General features: G+C 44.2%; 17 protein-coding genes. 9 read left to right on the top strand and 8 right to left on the bottom strand.

Annotated elements, in window-relative coordinates:
• Window positions 1-48: 48 nt before the first annotated feature.
• Window positions 49-1,071, top strand: coding sequence for an NADH:flavin oxidoreductase/NADH oxidase (locus MKY28_RS11630; RefSeq protein ID WP_076317927.1), 1,023 nt, complete (start codon window positions 49-51; stop codon window positions 1,069-1,071).
• 141 nt (window positions 1,072-1,212) lie between these two features.
• Here the strand turns inward: MKY28_RS11630 and MKY28_RS11625 are convergent, their stop codons facing one another.
• A complete protein-coding gene (locus MKY28_RS11625; RefSeq protein WP_076317926.1) occupies window positions 1,213-2,136 on the bottom strand; it encodes an AraC family transcriptional regulator in 924 nt (307 codons plus the stop codon).
• Between the two features lie 288 nt (window positions 2,137-2,424).
• Between MKY28_RS11625 and MKY28_RS11620 the strand changes: the two genes are divergently transcribed.
• Window positions 2,425-3,003, top strand: a complete 579-nt coding sequence (locus MKY28_RS11620; RefSeq protein WP_340936023.1) for a TetR/AcrR family transcriptional regulator — start codon at window positions 2,425-2,427, stop codon at window positions 3,001-3,003.
• A 99-nt stretch (window positions 3,004-3,102) separates the two neighbouring features.
• Here MKY28_RS11620 and MKY28_RS11615 read toward each other — a convergent pair whose 3' ends face one another.
• Window positions 3,103-3,516, bottom strand: coding sequence for a MerR family transcriptional regulator (locus MKY28_RS11615; protein ID WP_370739073.1), 414 nt, complete (start codon window positions 3,514-3,516; stop codon window positions 3,103-3,105).
• 192 nt (window positions 3,517-3,708) lie between these two features.
• Between MKY28_RS11615 and MKY28_RS11610 the strand changes: the two genes are divergently transcribed.
• The 3 genes from MKY28_RS11610 to MKY28_RS11600 all read left to right on the top strand — a co-directional run bounded on the left by MKY28_RS11610 (window position 3,709) and on the right by MKY28_RS11600 (window position 5,909).
• Window positions 3,709-4,749: an NAD(P)-dependent alcohol dehydrogenase gene (locus MKY28_RS11610; protein WP_340936022.1), complete on the top strand. Its 1,041-nt coding sequence runs from the start codon at window positions 3,709-3,711 to the stop codon at window positions 4,747-4,749.
• Window positions 4,750-4,935: 186 nt separating this feature from the next.
• Window positions 4,936-5,409 carry an HIT family protein gene (locus tag MKY28_RS11605; protein ID WP_340936021.1) on the top strand — a complete coding sequence of 158 codons (474 nt, stop codon included), beginning with the start codon at window positions 4,936-4,938 and terminating at the stop codon, window positions 5,407-5,409.
• A 128-nt stretch (window positions 5,410-5,537) separates the two neighbouring features.
• Entirely contained in the window at window positions 5,538-5,909 is a 372-nt protein-coding gene (locus MKY28_RS11600) for an iron chaperone (RefSeq protein WP_036608035.1), read from the top strand.
• A gap of 75 nt (window positions 5,910-5,984) precedes the next feature.
• Here MKY28_RS11600 and MKY28_RS11595 read toward each other — a convergent pair whose 3' ends face one another.
• The 3 genes from MKY28_RS11595 to MKY28_RS11585 form a co-directional block, all read right to left on the bottom strand.
• Entirely contained in the window at window positions 5,985-6,965 is a 981-nt protein-coding gene (locus MKY28_RS11595) for an aldo/keto reductase (RefSeq protein ID WP_036608033.1), read from the bottom strand.
• A gap of 232 nt (window positions 6,966-7,197) precedes the next feature.
• Window positions 7,198-8,076 carry an SDR family oxidoreductase gene (locus MKY28_RS11590; RefSeq protein WP_074095023.1) on the bottom strand — a complete coding sequence of 293 codons (879 nt, stop codon included), beginning with the start codon at window positions 8,074-8,076 and terminating at the stop codon, window positions 7,198-7,200.
• Window positions 8,077-8,222: 146 nt separating this feature from the next.
• A complete protein-coding gene (locus tag MKY28_RS11585; protein WP_017688544.1) occupies window positions 8,223-8,540 on the bottom strand; it encodes a winged helix-turn-helix transcriptional regulator in 318 nt (105 codons plus the stop codon).
• Window positions 8,541-8,909: 369 nt separating this feature from the next.
• Here MKY28_RS11585 and helD point away from each other — a divergent pair, with 369 nt between their 5' ends.
• Complete coding sequence (gene helD, locus MKY28_RS11580; RefSeq protein WP_340936020.1) at window positions 8,910-11,324, top strand: RNA polymerase recycling motor HelD; 2,415 nt, start codon at window positions 8,910-8,912, stop codon at window positions 11,322-11,324.
• Between the two features lie 226 nt (window positions 11,325-11,550).
• On the top strand, window positions 11,551-12,255 hold the full coding sequence (locus MKY28_RS11575; RefSeq protein ID WP_127548441.1) for an SDR family oxidoreductase: 705 nt from the start codon (window positions 11,551-11,553) through the stop codon (window positions 12,253-12,255).
• Between the two features lie 118 nt (window positions 12,256-12,373).
• On the opposite strand, the gene MKY28_RS11570 is transcribed toward MKY28_RS11575, so the two are convergent.
• The 3 genes from MKY28_RS11570 to MKY28_RS11560 all read right to left on the bottom strand — a co-directional run bounded on the left by MKY28_RS11570 (window position 12,374) and on the right by MKY28_RS11560 (window position 15,460).
• Entirely contained in the window at window positions 12,374-13,204 is an 831-nt protein-coding gene (locus tag MKY28_RS11570) for a carbohydrate ABC transporter permease (RefSeq protein WP_017688542.1), read from the bottom strand.
• A 1-nt stretch (window position 13,205) separates the two neighbouring features.
• The gene (locus tag MKY28_RS11565; RefSeq protein WP_036616033.1) at window positions 13,206-14,078 is read right to left on the bottom strand and encodes a carbohydrate ABC transporter permease; all 873 of its coding nucleotides are present in this window, start codon (window positions 14,076-14,078) and stop codon (window positions 13,206-13,208) included.
• Between the two features lie 68 nt (window positions 14,079-14,146).
• On the bottom strand, window positions 14,147-15,460 hold the full coding sequence (locus MKY28_RS11560; RefSeq protein WP_340904521.1) for an ABC transporter substrate-binding protein: 1,314 nt from the start codon (window positions 15,458-15,460) through the stop codon (window positions 14,147-14,149).
• A 206-nt stretch (window positions 15,461-15,666) separates the two neighbouring features.
• Between MKY28_RS11560 and MKY28_RS11555 the strand changes: the two genes are divergently transcribed.
• Window positions 15,667-17,430: a sensor histidine kinase gene (locus MKY28_RS11555; RefSeq protein ID WP_076253012.1), complete on the top strand. Its 1,764-nt coding sequence runs from the start codon at window positions 15,667-15,669 to the stop codon at window positions 17,428-17,430.
• Window positions 17,431-17,446: 16 nt separating this feature from the next.
• Window positions 17,447-18,973, top strand: a complete 1,527-nt coding sequence (locus MKY28_RS11550) for a response regulator (protein ID WP_076253013.1) — start codon at window positions 17,447-17,449, stop codon at window positions 18,971-18,973.
• Window positions 18,974-19,132: the final 159 nt, after the last annotated feature.

The raw sequence follows: 19,132 nt of genomic DNA, 5'->3' as shown, positions 1-19,132 counted from the left end.
GCATGCATTTTATTATTCATGATTCATGAAAAGGGGAGTTTTATTTTGATGACAGATTTGTTTAGTCCATATTCTTTTAAAAGCCTAGAGCTTAAAAACCGTGTCGTAATGGCTCCAATGTGCCAATATTCAGTTGAGCAAAAAGATGGTATTGCAACAGATTGGCATTATATGCACTACGTTAGTCGTGCCGTGGGAGGAACAGGTCTCATTATCATTGAAATGACAGATGTGGAGCCGGATGGCCGAATCTCAGATTATGATCTTGGGTTATGGTCAGATGAACAGATCCCGGCTCTGAAGCGGATCGTAGATGCGTGTCACAGTTATGGTGCCAAGGTTGGCATTCAGATTGCTCATGCGGGCCGCAAAGCAGAAGATGCCGAAGTTCCAGTTGCTCCATCCGCGATCGCCTTTGATGAGAATTCCAAGCAACCTAGAGCGCTCACAACGGATGAAGTTAAAGGAATGGTTGAAAAATTCCGGAGTGCTGTAGCTCGTGCTGTGAAAGCTGGTTTTGATGCGATTGAGCTTCATGGGGCACATGGATATCTGATTCATCAGTTCCATTCTCCACTAACAAACAAGCGAGAAGACGAATATGGTCAAGATTTAACTTTATTTGGCCGGGAGATCATTCAGGCTGCAAAGGCAGAGATGCCCGAGGATATGCCCTTGATGATGCGTATTTCAGCCAAAGAATACGTCGAAGGTGGCTATGGCATTAACGAAAGTTCCGAGTTTGCCAAGGCTTATAAAGAGGCAGGTGTTGACGTATTTGACATCTCATCTGGTGGCGAGGGACCTATTGGTGCATCGGGCAGACCAGGAACTCACGCAGCTTATCAAGTACCTCTCGCTAAAGCAATCAAAGAAGCTCTTGATGTGCCTGTGATTGCTGTTGGAAGGCTGGACGACCCGAAATTGGCAAATGCAGTCATCGGAAATGAAGAAGCCGATCTCGTTGCGGTCGGAAGAGGGCTGTTAAGAAATCCTTACTGGGCCTTGGAAGCTGCGTCTGCTTTGCGCAAGACAACGGAAGTTCCAAAACAATATACGACTGGTTTTTAATGTATTGATAATTTAATGTTAATGATTTAGTGATCTTCATTAATACATGAATAAGGGAAGGACTCCGACTGGCAAAACAGAAGGAGTCCTTTTTGAGGTTAAACTAGACGAGCTAAAGGAGCGATATTAGCCAGTAACCAGTCAAGAGATGGTAGTCGTTTCATCGCTTCCGCCTCTCAAGCGTTTAATATCTTCTCTGGGCGGAAATCCGAACATGCGAGAATATTCACGGCTGAATTGGGAAGGGCTCTCGTAACCTACCTGAAAAGCTACATCTGCTGCATCGGTGGATTTGGATAATAACAAGCGGCGAGCTTCTTGCAGTCTAAGTTGTTTTTGAAACTGAATTGGGCTCATGGCAGTCACTTCTTTAAAGTGTCTGTGCAGCGAGGCAGTACTCATATTTGCCAAATTCGCCAATTCCTCAACCCGAAAATTTTGCTCAGAGTGATTCATAATATATTCAATAACGTCTCTGATTCGATAGGTATGGCTGCCCTCCATGGTAGCTTGTTCCAGGGCAGTCCCATGTGGGCCTTTCAGAACTTTATAGAGAATTTCCTTTTTGAACAAAGGAGCGAGCAGAGGGATATCTTCCGAATGATCTTCCAACAAACGGGCTAACCTGACGACTGCATCCAGCAGAGAAGGCTCAGCTTGGCTGACAAACATGGCACGTCTCGTTGTTTTCCGCGGTCTTGCTGGGAAATCGGAATGGTTCAATACCTCCAGAATCTCACTGGATGTGAATTCAAGTTTCAGGGCCAGATAGGGAGCCTCAGACGAGGCTTGAATCACTTGTCCACTAACCGGCAAGTCAACGGTTGCGACGATATAACTTCCTGGACCATATCGGAAACGATCCTGTCCCAGCAGGACCTCTTTTTCACCCTGAACGATAATGCAAAAGGATGGTTCATTCACTCTAAATATAGGTTCAGTAACGACCGATTCACGGATAAGAAATAATGAAGGGATTGCCGTAGGATGTACCCCGTCCTTGTCAGAATAACGGTCAATGAGTGTGGCTAATTCGTTTTGTTGTTCATGTATTTGATCAGACATGCAAAGTTCTCCTTTTTTCCTCACAACATAATAATCACATTCTATCGTATATTGACCGAAGGCGGTAGAAAACGGATAGGAATAGGCAAACATTTGATGTGAATGGATAAGACATTCTGATTGCTGGTTACATAATCACAAGTACACAGGTCATGATATACAACAAGTACAGAAGATATACACTTACGGTTCAGCTAATACATGATAAGATGAGAATGAAAAGGGTTCTGCATCTTTTATTTACTGATCGTTCCCGATGTGTTAGATTGATTTTGGGAGGGAAGTCGAATGGCTAGAAGTAAAGAGTTTGAAGTGAACGAAGTATTGGATAAAGCAATGAAGATCTTCTGGGAACAAGGTTACGAGAAGACGTCGATGAGTGACCTGGTTGAGCATATGGGAATTCATCGCAGAAGTATATATGATACATTTGACGACAAACATTCGCTATTTTTGCAGGCAATGGATCGTTACAGAGGTAAGGTCAGCACCACATTACTTGCAGAAATCAAGGCATCCAAGACGGCAGTGGAAGCACTGCATAAAATCTTCGAAGTTATGATCAGTGAAGTAGAGGATACGCCATCGGGATGCTTGATCGTGAACTCCGCCGTAGAGCTTGGTACACGCGATCCGGACGTGGATACACGATCTCTTGATTCATTTAATGAAGCAGAGCAGATGTTTGAGCAAATCATTCAATGGGGGCAGCGGGAGGGGGAATTCTCTTCTGATCATGATGCGAAGGAAATGGCAGAGTACCTGCACAATATTTCTGTCGGCATCAGAGCCATGGCAAGAACCTCGACGGATAAGGAAAAATTAAACCGTATTATGCATGTAACGATGAAACTTTTGGAAAAATGATGAGTAGAGACATACCCAAAAAAGTAGCTTGAAATCCGTTAGAGGACTTCAAGCTACTTTTTTTGTGCGCTAATTTTAGAAAATAGAAAGTATGAACCATCAATTGGTGATGGCATTTTCCATCGGTTTAATTTTATGAATCTCTTCGGTCCCAGCCTTCAAAGCTGTTTCGTAGTAGGAGCGTTTGTGCTCGATGACTTCCAAGGTTCTTCTTAGTTCCTCCATTTGTGCTTCCACAATAGCTTTTCGCTCCGTAAACATGTCATATCTTTGCTTCAGCGAGGAGTCCCCTTCAGAGCACCATTCAATAAAGTCCTTAATGTCTTTAATAGGCATGCCGGTCAGCTTCAGACATTGGATGATCTTTAGAAAGTCAATGTCGGAGTCTTTGAACAAACGTGTTCCACTCGTGGTACGTTCCACAAAAGGCATGAGTCCTTCCTTGTCGTAGTAACGCAATGTATATACCGTAAGGTCTAATTTTTTGGCAACTTCACCGATTGAATAGGTCATTTTCATAAAATTCCTTTCTACTTGGGGTAGACTTCGAGTTAACTCTAGGATTGATCCGAGTGAATTCTAACATGTTGGATTACTGGATGTCAAAGTACGTTGGAGATAAAAAAATAAGATAAACATTTGACCTAGAGTTAACTAGAGGGAGTAAGATTATTTTGAACTTTAAATTACTAGGAGGTTATCCCATTGATTATAGCTAAAGCCAGAGCCGTTGACGGACCAGACCAACAATTCAGAAGTGCTGAAATTAAACGACGTGATCTGGATACTAATGATGTATTAATTGAGATTAAATATGCTGGTATCTGCCATTCTGACATCCATACTGCCCACGGTGAATGGGGCCCTGTGAATTATCCACTTGTTCCTGGACACGAGATTGCCGGGATTGTAACCGATGTAGGAACAGGGGTCTCCAAATATAAAGTCGGTGATCGAGTAGGAGTCGGATGTATGGTTGACTCTTGTGGCGAGTGTGATAACTGCCGCAAAGGTGAAGAGCAATACTGTCTCAAAGGAAATATTCCTACTTACGCTGGTGTAGACAAATACGGTGAGCCTACGCAAGGTGGATATTCAACTCACATTGTTGTCGTAGAGGATTTCATCGTGCGCATCCCTGATAACATTGCACTTGATGCTGCTGCACCTTTGCTGTGTGCCGGTATTACGACGTATTCACCACTTCATCACTGGGGAGCTGGCCCAGGTAAGAAGGTTGCCGTTGTAGGTATGGGTGGTCTAGGTCATATGACTGTCAAAATTGCACATGCGATGGGTGCGGAAGTAACGGTTCTCTCCCAATCCTTGAGCAAAAAAGAAGATGGACTACAATTTGGTGCAGATCACTACTTTGCCACCAGCGAGCCGGAAACATTCGAGAAACTTGCAGGCACATTTGATCTGATGATTAACACGGTAAGTGCGAATATTGACATTAACGCTTATTTCTCACTGCTCACACTGGATGGTACACTCGTGAACGTGGGTGCTCCTGCAGAGCCTTTAGCTGTTAACGTATTCTCACTCATCGGCCATCGCCGTTCATTCGCGGGTTCCATGATTGGTGGCATTCGTGAGACACAGGAAATGCTTGATTTCTGTGCAGAACATGATATTGCACCTAACATTGAGGTCATCTCCGCCGATCAGATTGACGAAGCATACAAACGTGTACTGGCTTCCGACGTGAAATATCGCTTTGTTATTGATATCAGCACCATGTAATTGTGAAGTGTGCAATAGTGATAGTTAAAGATAGTAGAAAGCAGCCGCCGCCAAGGTCAGCTGCTTTTTGCTTTTCAGTTTGTTAATTGCTGATCATTCTACAACCCGTGCTCTTTTCGCAACGAACAGAAGATACCTGCGTCTAATAACTAGTGAAGTAAACATGAAGGGAGTGGAATGAGAAAGATGACAGTATCATTTTCACATCAGCCTGAAGGGTACGAATGTCCATTTTGTCGTATTTGGGGTATCGAGCGACCTGATCAGGGAACAAAACAAAGGGATATCATCTATCAGAATGAAATGGTAACGGCATTTATAGCGGGCAAATGGTGGCCAAACAATAAAGGACATGTTCTTATTGTTCCGAATCAACATTTCGAGAACATCTTTGAACTCCCTGCGGATTACGCTGTTGAAATTCACCGTGCGGCTCAGCTTACAGCATTTGCAATGAAAAGTACATATGGATGTGATGGGATTTCGACACGGCAACATAATGAACCTGCTGGTAATCAAGATGTGTGGCATTATCATCTCCATGTTTACCCCAGATACGTGAACGATCAACTTTATCTGACAAATGGTTCTCCGTCCGATCCAAATGAACGCGCTTTTTATGCTGATCAGTTGCGATCTTGGATAAAAGAAAACATTTAAAGTCTAGCAGGCTGCTCATTTTTTGTTGAGTTATCGGCAGATAAGGGTTTTTGAATTTGATATTCATGATAGAATAAAATTGAATTGGACAATATAAGTAGTAGATTTCTTGTTATAGGGGGAAACTAATGGAGACCTTTGCAGAATTTACAGCACGCATCGATAACCCGGAACACCAGGCACGAACGGAAGAAGTTTTGAACTGGGTCACTGAAAAATTCCCGAATTTAAAACAAAAAATAGCCTGGAATCAACCGATGTTTACCGACCATGAGACCTTTATTATTGGCTTTAGTGTATCCAAGCAACACTTGGCTGTTGCTCCCGAGAAGGCAGGAATTAATCGTTTTTCGGAAGAGATCACACAGGCGGGTTATGATCACACCAAAGAGTTGGTGCGGATGAAGTGGAAACAGGAGATTGATTTTTCGTTACTTGAGAGAATGATTGAGTTCAATATAGCGGATAAGGCAGAATGTTCAACATTCTGGCGTAAATAAATCGCGATATAAAAAGAAGACCCCCAACTTCCGGATACGGAAAGAGGAGGTCTTCTATATTTTAAGCAAAAGCGATTATTGAGCACCTACTACAGGGTGAGGTACATAGGGTTCTTCAAGGAATGAGACGTCTTCTGAGGTCAACTTAACAGAAAGAGCACCTACCGCATCTTCCAGATGCGATATTTTGGTGGCACCGATAATTGGTGCCGCTACAGTGTCTTTTTGCAGCAACCAGGCAAGTGCAATGTGTGTGCGAGGGACACCGTATTTTTCTGCAATGGATGCAACTCGTTCAACAACAAGCCGATCCGCATCACTTGTCGCATTGTACTTGGATTTCTGAATTTTGTCTGTCTCGGATCGAAGTGTTGATACGGACCAGTCACGGGTTAACCTGCCTGAAGCAAGAGGACTGTAGGGAGTCACACCAATCTTTTCTTCCTTGCATAAAGGCAACATTTCTCGTTCCTCTTCACGGTAGATGAGATTCAGGTGGTTTTGCATGGAGACAAACTTGGTCCAACCATTTTTCTCTGCTACGTGTAATGCTTTTTGGAACTGCCAAGCGAACATGGCTGAAGCCCCAATATATCTCACTTTACCGGACTTCACCACATCATGTAAGGCTTCCATGGTTTCTTCAATAGGCGTATTGTAGTCCCAACGATGAATGATATAGAGATCCACATAATCGGTTTCCAATCGTTTCAGGCTTTTATCAATCTCACTCAGGATGGCTTTTCTGGAAAGACCAGAACCGTTGGGTCCTTGATGCATTTGTCCGTGTACTTTGGTAGCAATGACAACCTCATCCCGATTTGCATAATCTTTTAACGCCCGACCAAGATACTCCTCGCTTGTACCCAGAGAGTATACATTCGCTGTATCGAAGAAATTAATGCCTAGATCCAGCGCTTTCTTTATCACCGGGCGAGAATTTTCTTCATTCAGTACCCATTCATGAACCCATTTACTGGCATCCCCAAATCCCATACATCCTAGGCAAAATCGAGATACGTCCAAGCCTGTATTACCAAGTTTAGTATATTCCATGTCATGTTCAAATCCTTTCTAATGTTTATTATTGCCACCTGTAGGGTGATCTATATACACATTATTATGTCATAACGAAGGGAACAACCTGTACCACATTTCTATCAAAGTTTTGCCTAATCCTATCAGAATCTCTGAATTTGAATCAGTTGAGTCTATTAAAGTTCTCATATAAAAAGAACAAGCCATTCGTTTCTCTGGTTGGAGATTCAAAGGGCTTGTTCATAAAATATTATTTAATCATTGTTTGATGAATCCAATCGCTTATTTTGGTTAATTTAAGATTGGCTTTGATATTATCATCTAACTCTTCATACCGTGGAAGAAGATCTGTATGCCCATCAATCCATTGGTACAATCCTTTAAGACCTGCTGCTGTCTCACTTCCCAACAAAGGCTGAATCGCTGCTTCAAAATGATCAAAAGGAAGAGACATGAAGCTGATCTTTTCACCTAATACAGCACTGAATTGTTCCGCTAATTGTGTACCTGTCAGGGCTTCTAATCCGGGTGCTGGGATAATGCTTCCTGCCAATTCCGAATGAGTCAAGGCATAATAGTGGAATTGAGCTGCATCGTTTAAGCTAATCCAGGAGATCGGCTTGTCTGCTGGTACCGGGTAGGCCAAAACGCCATTGTTCAGTATTCCGGGAATCAGGAAGTTTTCCAAGTATACAATGGGTTCCACAATGATATATGGAAGACCACTTTGCTGCAATTCGTGGATAACTTCACGTTTCAATTCAATTCCTTTGGAATGGGTGATAGGGTCAGGAACATAGGTACCTGTGTTAACTACAATCAATTTAACGTTTGCCTGTATAGCAGCATCAATTGCATTTTTGGTATATTGTCTGATCTTATCCGGATTGAACTCCACCGGCAGGTTCAGGAAGACTTTACTTACACCTTCATGCGCCGTATGGAGCTGTTCCACATCTGATAGATCCCCGATGAAAGCTTCAATGTTTTGTTCCTTCAGTGTGTTGGCTGTTGCCTCATTTCGAGTAATCGTGCGAACCTCACAACCGTGTTGAACGAGTAATTGAGCGACAGCGCCGCCTTGGGAGCCCGATGCCCCATATACTAAAAATCGATCATTCTGTGTCATAGTGGTCAATAACTTCCTTTCAATATGTGATTGGAATGAATGAGTTAACACTCAGCATTGACCTCAGCATAACGGATTTAGAATAGGAGCGTAAGTACGCACATTAATGATATAAAGTATCCCTTGGGATACTATGGGAAGGCGTTTTACATATGTTTCGATCCCCAATCACCTAACTGAAACAAGATCGAAGTCAGGCTTTGTCCTTTTTCTGTAAGGGAATATTCGACTTTAGGCGGAACTACAGGGTGGGTAACACGGTTTATCAAACCAGCTTCTTCAAGTTCTCGTAATTGCCTGGTTAATGTGCGATGCGTAATGGGGTCCAGCATTTTCTGTAATTCATTGAATCGAATTGTTGAATGGCGGATGAGCCGATTTATAATTAATAACTTCCATTTCCCACCAATCATATTGACTGCAAACTCAACAGGACACCGGTCCTCCACAGGTTCTATATTCATATTTATGTATCCCTCCCAAAAGCATCAACTCATGTTTCATGTTTCGTTCATTTTATCGAATTTATAAAGGGGTGTATAGCTTACAGCGCATTCAGGGTATGAACCATGCCCAGGACACAAAAAAAGATGCCCCCCAGTGTAGCTCGAGGGACACCTTATATAATATAAATTATTGTTCAACTCAGACAGAACGAAAAAAAGCATTGAACGTGAAAAAAAGCCATGATATAATCTATAGCGCAATTGACATTTATATTGAATGTAAAGGTTGAATCATTATTTCTCCTAATTTAATTTTACATCCGACATTCCGATTTGTCAATGCTCTTTTTTTGGTCCTAATAAATGGAAAAGGGAGTGGACTCATTCATGGATAAAACAAACGAATGGAAGTTGGAAGAGGAAAGACTAGTGCAGGTGAGGAACAAACTTCAGGCACGACTCGACGAGTTAGAACCGAAGGTTGCCGGACTGCATGAACAGGCTGCCGAAATTCGTAAACGGTTCTGGGAAGAAGTAACGATTAATACGGGTTCGTACACGGATTTTGAAGATGCATTCTATACCATTAATCAGCAGTCGAGAGTGTTGGCCGAGAGGGAGCGCGGGCACAAGCTGTTAACACAACAATGGAAAAATACAAAGAGACTGCTTCCAACGCCGTATTTTGGCCGTTTCGACTATAAGGAAAAAGGCATGACATTGACTGAACAGATCTACATCGGCGTATCATCCTTCATGGATGAAGATGGTTTGAACTTTCTAATCTATGACTGGCGTACGCCAATTGCGAGTCTGTACTATGATCACTCTCCCGGGCCAGCAAGTTATGACACACCTTCAGGACGAATCGAAGGAAAGATGGAGCTCAAGCGTCAATTCCAGATTCAACATGGGCAACTTCATAGCATGTTTGATTCAACTGAGACGATTGGTGACGAATTGTTGCAGCAAGTGCTCGCCAAGGGTGCAGACTCACAAATGAAGAGTATTGTAGCAACTATCCAGAAGGAACAAAACGCCATCATCCGTGATGACCGAAGCCGAATGCTTATCGTTCAGGGGGCAGCTGGCAGTGGCAAGACGTCGGCTGCGTTACAGCGAGTCGCTTACTTACTATATAAACACCGCCAGACAGTTAAAGCAGATCAGATTGTACTTTTCTCGCCGAATCCGATGTTTACCAGTTATATCTCGACTGTGCTCCCGGAACTTGGGGAAGAGAATATGCAGCAGACGACTTTCCAGGAATATCTGAATTATTGGCTGGATTCCTCCATCCAACCAGAGGATGCCTTTGATCAGATTGAATATGTGCTGACAGCTCAGAATGATCCGGGATATGAAGCTCGTATGGAGGCGATCAAGTACAAAGCTTCCGAGACATTCCTGCAAGTGCTCCAAAACTACGGTAAGTGGTTAGGAAGAGAGGGGATGCGGTTTAACGGCATTCAATTTCGGGGACGTGAATTCATCAGTTCAGACCAAATCAAGACCCAATTTTACAGTTTGGATCAGAATCTTACCTTGTCCAACCGTATACTTCTTTTGCAGGAATGGTTGCTGAGAGAACTTGTTTCGCTGGAACGTCTGGAACGGGAAGCAGACTGGGTTCTGGAGGAGTTGAATTATCTGGACACGGATGAGTATGTGGAAGCTTTCCGCATGTTGCACAAAGAAAAGCCTGTGTTCGATGTAGCGGAAAAATACGCAACACGAGATAACGGTAATGACAGCGCAGTGCAAGATGAGGGTGCCTTTAACTTTGCAGTGCGAGAAGAGGAGCTGCTTCGTCAGAAACTGGTGAAAGACATGTTTAAACCTTTAAGAAAGAGTGTGCGGAAATTCCAGTTCGTGGATGTGAAAGGTATATACGAACAACTATTTATAGATGAAGCCGCTTATCAGGAACAAACGAATGGGGCAATCCCCCCACAGCACTGGCCTGAGATTTGTAAACAGACCAAGGCCATGATCCTTCAGAACAAGCTGTTCCATGAGGATGCTACTCCGTATTTATATGTAAAAGAGATGATCGAAGGCGTACGGACGAACACAGAGATTCGTTATGTCTTTGTCGATGAAGGCCAGGATTATTCGGCGTTTCAATACGAATATCTCAAGAAACTGTTTCCTCGTGCCCGCATGACGGTGCTGGGGGATTTCGGGCAAGCCATCTTTATGCAGGCTACGGATTTGGCAGCATCCAACTCGCCACTGGTTCACCTTTACGGAGAAGGCGAAACTACTTTGATACGGCTCGTACGCAGTTATCGTTCAACCAAAGAGATTGTTGAATTCACGAGACAGATGTTACCAGGGGGAGAAGAGATTAGACCGTTTGAAAGGGGAGATCAGAAGCCTCTTTTAACAGGATTGAAGGACGAAAAGCTGCGTGGTGGGCAGATTCTCGCAGACATCGCCGCGCTTAAGGCGGAGGGGTTCGATTCCATCGCTGTGATTACGAAAACCGCGGCTGAAAGCCGTGACGCCTATGATAGGTTGCAAAGTCAAGGCGGCGAAGGGTTGCAGCTCATAACAAAGGACACACAGATTTTCGAAAAAGGAATCATGGTTATTCCTGTGTATCTCGCCAAAGGCGTTGAGTTCGATGCTGTCCTGGTCTATGATGCTTCACCCGTTGCTTACAGCCAGGAATATGATCGCAAGCTTCTGTATACGGCATGCACACGGGCCATGCACCGACTTCATCTATATACAGTGAGTGACTGGTCACCATTTGTGCAGGCGTTCCCTGCGAATCTATATGACATAAGAACGTAATTCATAAGTAAAGTAAATCCATCTTAAATGAAGGACCACAGAAAGATGCTCGGAGCCTTATTTCAAAGGTTATCGGGCATCTTCTTTTATTAAAGACATGAATCATAAAAGTTATTCTTTACTGATCGTTCCCGATGTGATAGATTGTTATTAGAGATTATGAGAATGATCGTTCCCATAACAACTCGAAAATGAATACATTCTCAATGAGAGGGAGTAATAATAAATGAATATTTCCAAACAAGTTGCTATTGTAAGTGGGGCTAATCGAGGGTTGGGTAAGGAACTTGCTCTTGAACTGCTGGCGAGGGGAACCAAAGTGTATGCTGGGGCGCGAAACCCTGAATCCATTGATCTGCCCGGGGCTATTCCACTGCAACTCGATATTACGGATCCACAATCTGTCATGGCTGCAGCTGAGGAAGCTAGTGATGTAACCCTTCTAATTAATAATGCTGGTTCCGCTACGGGTGCTTCTCTGCTCAGAGGTGAGCTGAACGATATTCACTTGGAATTCAATACACATGTATTCGGTACGCTTTCAATGATTCGTGCGTTTGCACCGGTAATAGAGAAGAATGGGGGCGGTTCGATACTGAATATCCTGTCTGCTCTATCTTGGCTCAGCCTTGGTAACTCAGGTGCATATTCAGCTGCAAAATCCGCTCAGTGGGGAATTACGAATGCATTACGTCTCGAATTAGCCCCTAAGAACGTTAGCGTTGCCGGATTGCACGTGGCGTTCATGGATACGGATATGACGGCAGGTATCGACGCACCAAAAACGAGCCCAACGGATATTGCCAAAATTGCAATAGATTCCATCGAAGCGGATCTCTACGAGATTATTGCTGATGATACCAGTCGGAATGTACAACAGGGTCTTGCTGGTGGTGTTGCTGCCCTTTACCCGCAATTGTTTCAAAAATAGAGAGGTGTAGATGCATTTTCTCGTTATAAATAAAACAACCCCCACCAGATATGGTGGGGGTTAAGTCTGTCATGAATTCTCTAATTCCATTCCTTCAAGAACGGTGAGAATATGAGGTTTAACCTTTAACTGCACCGGCAGTAAGGCCGCTGACGATATATTTTTGTCCGAATAGATACAGGATGAATACAGGCAGGGAAGTAAGCACGAGATTGGCGAAGATCAGGTTCCAGTCCCGGCTATATTTGCCGTAGAAATTGTAGATCGACAGTGGCATCGTCCATGTGGAACTGTCTGTCAGGAAGTACACCGGAATTGTAATGTCATTCCAGACGGACATGAACACCATGATCGCTACCGTTGCGTTAACGGGCAGGATGAGCGGTGTGACGATGCGGAAGAACACCCCGAACACACTTGCTCCTTCCAGAAATGCCACTTCGTCCAGCGCTCGTGGAATGGTTTTGATGAATCCACTATACAAGAATACACTGAAGGCTGTATTTAACGCGGCGTAGATCAGGATGACACTTGTGATGCTGCCGTAGAATCCCAATCCCTGTACAACACGTATGGTCGTAATAATCGACATTGGCGCAATCAGTCCCATGAAGAAATACATGTAGATCGTGCCGGATAGTTTGGTTTCCCGACGTGCCAGAATGAATGCCGCTGCCGAAGAGGCAACGATATTAATGATGGAAGATACGCCAGTAATCAAAATGCTGTTGAAGAACGCTCGCGACAGTCCGCCTTCCTGGAAGACACGAACATAGTTCGAGAACTGCCATGTTTCCGGAAAACTCAGGGAGAAACTAAGCACTTCGGCACTGGTTTTGAATGAACCAAAGATCAGAATGACAAGCGGCAACAGAACGATAAGAGAGGCCAGAATCAGGAAACCTTCCACGATATAGTTGCGGATGGCGAGTTTGCGTGTATAGCCCATGTTATTCCGTAACCTCCTTACGCCGCATGAAGATCAATAGCGGTATAGCAATAATGGTAACGACCACGAAGAGAAGTGTGTTGACCGCGGTACCAAGTCCCCAGTTGCCTTCGCCGAAAGATCGCAGAATGATCGTACCTACGACCTGGGAAGCGTTACCCGGGCCACCACCGGTCATGACATATACTTCGGAGAATACTTTGAGTCCACCGATCAATGTCAACATCAAGTTAATGTTAATTGCGGGCAGCAAGAGTGGTAGTGTGATCTTGAAAAAACTTCTCCACGAACTTGCGCCATCAATCTTGGCTGCTTCGTAATACTCTTGAGAAATGGACTGCAGGCCCGCCAGATAAATGGCCATCTGGAACCCGGCACTCTGCCAGATCGAGACGATGGCAATCGTCCAGATCACAATCGATGGGTTGGTCAGCCAAGCTTGGCTTAACGAATGTAATCCTACAGATTCCAACAAATTGTTGATTGTACCTTCGGTACGCAACATGGGAGTGAACAGAATGCTGATCACAAGGATGCTGAGAATGGAAGGGGAGTAGAAGATCGCGCGTAGCAGGTTCTTTGTTCTTAGTCGCATGTTAAGTCCTACGGCCAGCAATAGACCGATGACATTTTTGCCAACGACGGTGACGATTGCAAATATTGCCGTGTTTTTCAGCGCCAGAATAAGCGTTTTGTCTGAGAAAATTTTCTTGAAATTATCCCACCCGATGAACTTCAGCTCCAGCCGGTCCAGCCGCCAATCCGTGAACGAATAATAGAAAGCGGCGAGAGCAGGCACAACAAAAAAGATGGAGTAGATAATCAGTGCGGGAAATATCATGTAATACGAGTACAGATTTTTAGTCCTTTTCATGTCTCACACTCCGTTATAGCCAGGCAGCATAACGGTCGATCCTGTTATGCTGCCTTATATTTCACTCTTTAGAAACCTTCTACACCTTTATCCTGCATCAGCTGACTGAACTTCTCATCCCAGGATTTCAGTACTTCTTCCGGTGACAATCCGCCTGCAAATTGATCCTGCAATAATCGGTACAGTTCGCTGCGATCAACCAGCATGTATGCATCCGTTGTCAGCACGGTTTTCTTCGGCGTAATATAGTTGTCTACAATATCCTGCTTGTAAGCCGGCAATTCTGGTGTGGTGACGTCACTGAAATTGGATACGTACCCTTTGGAGTCCACGATCTGTTGTGCGACATCCTTGGAAGCGATATAGTCTAGGAACTGTTTGGCTTCATCCAAATGTTTGGATTTCTTCGGAATGAACAGTTGTCCGCCCAGTGGACTTGCACCCAGACCGGCATTATCCGACGATGGAATCGGGAATACGCCCAGTTCCATATTTGGATCTTGCTCGGCCACGCCTTCAATTAACCAATCGCCCATAAACATCATGGCCACTTCCTTGTTCAGGAATTTACCTACGGCCATGTCATAGCTGTCGCTAAGCACATCCGTGTTGGTGTAACCTTTGGTGTAAATTTCATATTGTTGTTCCAGGAATGTTTTGAATTCCGGGATATCAGACCATTTTTTCTTGTTGCTGTTCAAGTCATCAAAAAACGTCGGTTCATTTTTGGCTACAAAATCGGCAAAAGCTGCAGCAGGCCAGATGTTGGCAGCCCAGGCATCTTTGTACGGCATAAATACAGGTGTAATGCCACTTGCTTTGATTTTTTCACAGATCGCCAGGAATTCTTCGTAGTTGGTTGGAAGCGACAACCCGAGTTCTTCAAAGATTTGTTTGTTATAAACGACCCCTTGCATCCCCGTATCTTGGCTGACATGGAAGCTGTAGAGATGACCACCAGAAGAGAGGACGTCTTTGTTCACAATTCTGCTTGCCCAAGGCTCGTTATCCAGAATCTCGAAGTTACGTTCAAGGTTCAGGTCTGTGACTGCGCTCGCCAGATTGTACTGAATAATGTCAGGCGTTTCATCTACAGCCAGTTTGGTTTGCAGTACAGTTGTCGTTTGTTCCGCTGGAATCAGCTGCAAATTGACACGAATGTTCGTTTGTTTTTCGAATGCATCAAGAATGTCCTGCTGGATGAAAGCAGAGTCCTGAGAACTTTTAGAGATTGCCAGCTCCAATGTGACTTTGCCACTCTTGCTGTCCCCGCCAGCAGCTGTGCCGGAATCCGTACCTCCTGATCCACAAGCCGTTAATGAGACCGATAATAAACTGGCCAGAATAATGGAAAACACCTTTTTTCTTTTTATTGTTTTCAATGCAAATCCCCCTCTGAAACGTGTAGTGAATCCGTTTACAAGTCCGATTATAGATTCTTTTCTCGCCCCGGTACATGTCTGTGCTTGAACGTTGATGTGTAAAATCCTGAACTTGAAATCGCTATCATTTCATGAAATACCGTGATAGAGTAGACATGAATATAAGGGATTTCACATCATGTCAGAACAGGAGGGCATCTCTGAGAATGGCAAAGCTCATACATAAAGCAACTCAATTCAGTTTGCAGACAAAGGTGTTTTTGACATTTCTGGCTCTGCTTTTGTTTGTGCTGGGCTGTTTTATCGTGTATGTAAATGTGATCGTTGTCCGCCCGCTCAAACTGAAAACAGAGCAGGATACGCTCGTTACAGCTACGAAGGTAAGAGAGCAAGTTGATCTATACGTAGAACAACAGAACCAGATGTCGCAGCGAATATTATCCAGCAAAAATATATTTGTAGCCATGGACAAGAGCTCCTCAGCTCATAGTAACTATGAAAGACTGAAGCAAATTCGGATCATCAAAGACATCATGTTTCAGGCCATCGGGCCGAGCATGAATATCAAGGACATGTCCATCTACGACAATCACGGGGTTCTCCTGACATCATATCTGGGTTCGGGTAATCCTCCCGCAATCCTGAACACCATGATGGAGAGTAGTCAGGTCGGACGAGATTGGACGGAAAGTGGTTTTGTTCTGCTGCGTCAAGACGATACGATCTCATTTGTGCGCACGATCAATGATCAGAACGGCAAGGTGTACGGTTATCTTAGCATCCAGATGGAACAGGCCTATATACAGAACCTAACAGAGGGTATTACCGCTGGCGAAGTCTATATTCTGAATGAACAAGGCGAGCAGATGACAGGTTCGGAAGCGGGTGTGACATTTACCAATTGGACAAAGCCTGCATCAGACGAGGGACTGGATGTGGACAAAAACGACAATTATATCACGCATTCCACTTCACCCAGTACAGGCTGGATCACGTATATCATAACGCCCAAAAAATCTGTTCTAGGCTCGATCCATTCGGTTCAGACGATGTCCATTCTGCTGATTACAGCACTGATGCTGGTTTCATTTGTGTATATCTTCCTGTCGACACGTAACCTGCTGCTGCCTATCCGCAAGCTACGCGGTCAGATCTGGCGCATGAACTACAGCAATATGAATCTGAAAGTGGATGAAACGCCGAAGAATAACGATCTCTTATTACTTAACGAAGCCTTTCAGGATCTGATGGAGAGGCTGCAACAATCCATTGACCGGGAAAAATCGGCGCTTCATGAAGAAGTAAAGGCGCGTAATTCGGCGCTGCAAGCCCAGATTGCACCTCATTTTATTCATAATGTTCTATACCTGATCAGTATTGCCGCCCAAGAGGGGAAGACCAAAGTTGTATCGGATATGTGCAAACATCTTTCGGACAGTCTGCGTTATATTGTCTCTTCACCATACGCGCATGTGACTTTGGCTGAGGAGCTTCAACATACGAGACATTATCTGTCCCTTGTACAACAAAAGTACGAAGAGGATCTGGAGTGGGACATCTGTGCTGATGAGCTGGCGAACGATATCCGATTGCCGCGGTTGGTCATTCAGCCGTTTGTGGAAAACTGCATTGAACATGCCTTTGCCAACACCACGCCGCCTTGGCGTATCCAGATTACCGTGAAGCAATATAACGGATTATGGGCTTTGGAGATCAAAGATAACGGAGAGGGCTTTCCACCGGATAAGATCCAGGAGATTTTAGCCAATATTCAGGCATCGGGTTCCGGAATGAACCAGACTGCTGATCGTGGAACAGCCCTTGGTAACATGGGGATTATCAATAGTGTCAATCGACTCAAACTAATGTATAACAACCGGCTTTTTATTAATATATTTAACAATCATGCGGAAGAGCAACATGGAGCAACGATTCAAATCATCGGCTCACTGACGAGAGATTTTTACTAGCAAGGGGGTATAGGCGATGTATAACGTTATGATCGTTGAGGATAGCAAACCGATATTACGTAATATTAAAATGCTCTTGGAAACGCTGAGCTTCCCGATTCGTGTAGCGGCTACGGCAACGAATGGCGAGAAAGCCTTGGCGGCGATAAAGCAGTCACCGATTGATCTGCTGTTGACCGATATACGAATGCCGAAAATGGACGGACTGTCCCTGATTGAGCAAGCCAAAATTGCCAACCCGGATCTGAAGGTCATCTTGATTAGCGGTTACAGCGATTTTGAATACACAAGAAAAGCATTGAACCTGCAAGTGTTTGACTATTTGTTAAAACCCGTCGAGCGAGAGGCGCTTGAAGAAGTCATGGGTCGGGTAATTGACCAACTTGATCAACAGATGTCCAAGGAACTGCTGGATTTGCAGGAAATCATTCATCCCCAATGTGAGACTACGTCGAAACAGGGGGAGCATTTTCCGCCTTTATTCAGCCAGATGATGATCATTATGAGCAGACAGCCTTTTACCGCAGGGCATGAACGTTGGGTGCAGGTGGAACTTGAGGGTTTAGTGCAGGATTTTTTTGCATTCCATCCTTGTCGTGTTTACACCAGTCAAACTTCATATCAATTTATCGCTTTTGTCAACAAGAGTGCACTTGAGGTGTACTCTTCCGTACATGAATGTCTTGAATCGATGCGACGGCATTTGGTTGCGCATGACATCGATGCAATCATTGGAGGACAACTTCTATTCGCTGAGTCTGGTAATCTGCCGGAGCTCTATCACCGAATGTCGTCCATTTTGTCTGAGCAGCAACGGTTGAAACAAGGAATAGTGTTGGATACCGGGAATCCGGTGTCGATGGCCAGATCTGAGACAGGCTGTCTGGATCCGCTGCAGGAATCAGCTTTTGTACAGATGATACAGGCTCGGCAGAAAGAACGGTTTGCTTTTAAGTTATCCGAATTGCTGAATCGATGGGCAGAGGAAAATGTACATATGACCGAGGTGGAGCGGTTTATTGGATTGATTGTAGACACGTTTGCTCATCTGTACGAGGAACAGGGGTCGGGCATAAGATTGGGTCTGGAGCTTCGGTCAAGACAATTCGCCCAGGCACAGTCCTATGCCGATTTTTGCCGGGAACTGGCGGAATGGACGGGACAGTGCTTCGATATGCTGCAATCCCACGTTCGAAAAAGCAAGGCGATCCTGTTTGAACAGATTGACGATTACGTAAAACTAAATAAATACTCTCAATTATCTATCAACGACATTGCCATGAAGTTTCACGTTAGCCCGTCGTACGTCAGCAGAGTGATCAAAAATGCAACACAAATTACGTTTGTCCAGTATTACACCCGGCTTCGCATTCAGGAGGCCTGCAGACTGATGGAAAGTCAACCCGACATGAAGTTTAAGGAGGTTTCCGATTTACTTTCATTTAGCGACCAGCACTATTTCTCGAAGGTGTTCAAAGAGTATACGGGGCTAAGTCCTACGGATTATAAACAACAGATGTCTGGTATAAAGACCCAATCATAGTTAACAAACCCTTTTTAATTATGTTATAATACTAAACAAATACGGCTTGTTACTGAATTCATTCAGGCAATACCTATGTATATACATGCTCAAAGTTTCTTTGGGTGTGCATATATATGGGTTTTTTTGCGTTTACTGGCCGATTAGTTCTACCAAAAA

It is taken from the genome of Paenibacillus sp. FSL R5-0473 (genome assembly GCF_038004565.1).
Classification (GTDB): Bacteria; Bacillota; Bacilli; order Paenibacillales; family Paenibacillaceae; genus Paenibacillus; species Paenibacillus amylolyticus.
This window is presented reverse-complemented; position numbering and strand designations above follow the sequence as displayed.

Coding starts and splice junctions, on each gene's coding strand:
- MKY28_RS11630 (WP_076317927.1), top strand. CDS start 49: ATGACAGATTTGTTTAGTCCATATTCTTTTAAAAGCCTAGAGCTTAAA.
- MKY28_RS11625 (WP_076317926.1), bottom strand. CDS start 2,136: ATGTCTGATCAAATACATGAACAACAAAACGAATTAGCCACACTCATT.
- MKY28_RS11620 (WP_340936023.1), top strand. CDS start 2,425: ATGGCTAGAAGTAAAGAGTTTGAAGTGAACGAAGTATTGGATAAAGCA.
- MKY28_RS11615 (WP_370739073.1), bottom strand. CDS start 3,516: ATGACCTATTCAATCGGTGAAGTTGCCAAAAAATTAGACCTTACGGTA.
- MKY28_RS11605 (WP_340936021.1), top strand. CDS start 4,936: ATGACAGTATCATTTTCACATCAGCCTGAAGGGTACGAATGTCCATTT.
- MKY28_RS11600 (WP_036608035.1), top strand. CDS start 5,538: ATGGAGACCTTTGCAGAATTTACAGCACGCATCGATAACCCGGAACAC.
- MKY28_RS11595 (WP_036608033.1), bottom strand. CDS start 6,965: ATGGAATATACTAAACTTGGTAATACAGGCTTGGACGTATCTCGATTT.
- MKY28_RS11590 (WP_074095023.1), bottom strand. CDS start 8,076: ATGACACAGAATGATCGATTTTTAGTATATGGGGCATCGGGCTCCCAA.
- MKY28_RS11585 (WP_017688544.1), bottom strand. CDS start 8,540: ATGAATATAGAACCTGTGGAGGACCGGTGTCCTGTTGAGTTTGCAGTC.
- helD (WP_340936020.1), top strand. CDS start 8,910: ATGGATAAAACAAACGAATGGAAGTTGGAAGAGGAAAGACTAGTGCAG.
- MKY28_RS11575 (WP_127548441.1), top strand. CDS start 11,551: ATGAATATTTCCAAACAAGTTGCTATTGTAAGTGGGGCTAATCGAGGG.
- MKY28_RS11570 (WP_017688542.1), bottom strand. CDS start 13,204: ATGGGCTATACACGCAAACTCGCCATCCGCAACTATATCGTGGAAGGT.
- MKY28_RS11565 (WP_036616033.1), bottom strand. CDS start 14,078: ATGAAAAGGACTAAAAATCTGTACTCGTATTACATGATATTTCCCGCA.
- MKY28_RS11555 (WP_076253012.1), top strand. CDS start 15,667: ATGGCAAAGCTCATACATAAAGCAACTCAATTCAGTTTGCAGACAAAG.
- MKY28_RS11550 (WP_076253013.1), top strand. CDS start 17,447: ATGTATAACGTTATGATCGTTGAGGATAGCAAACCGATATTACGTAAT.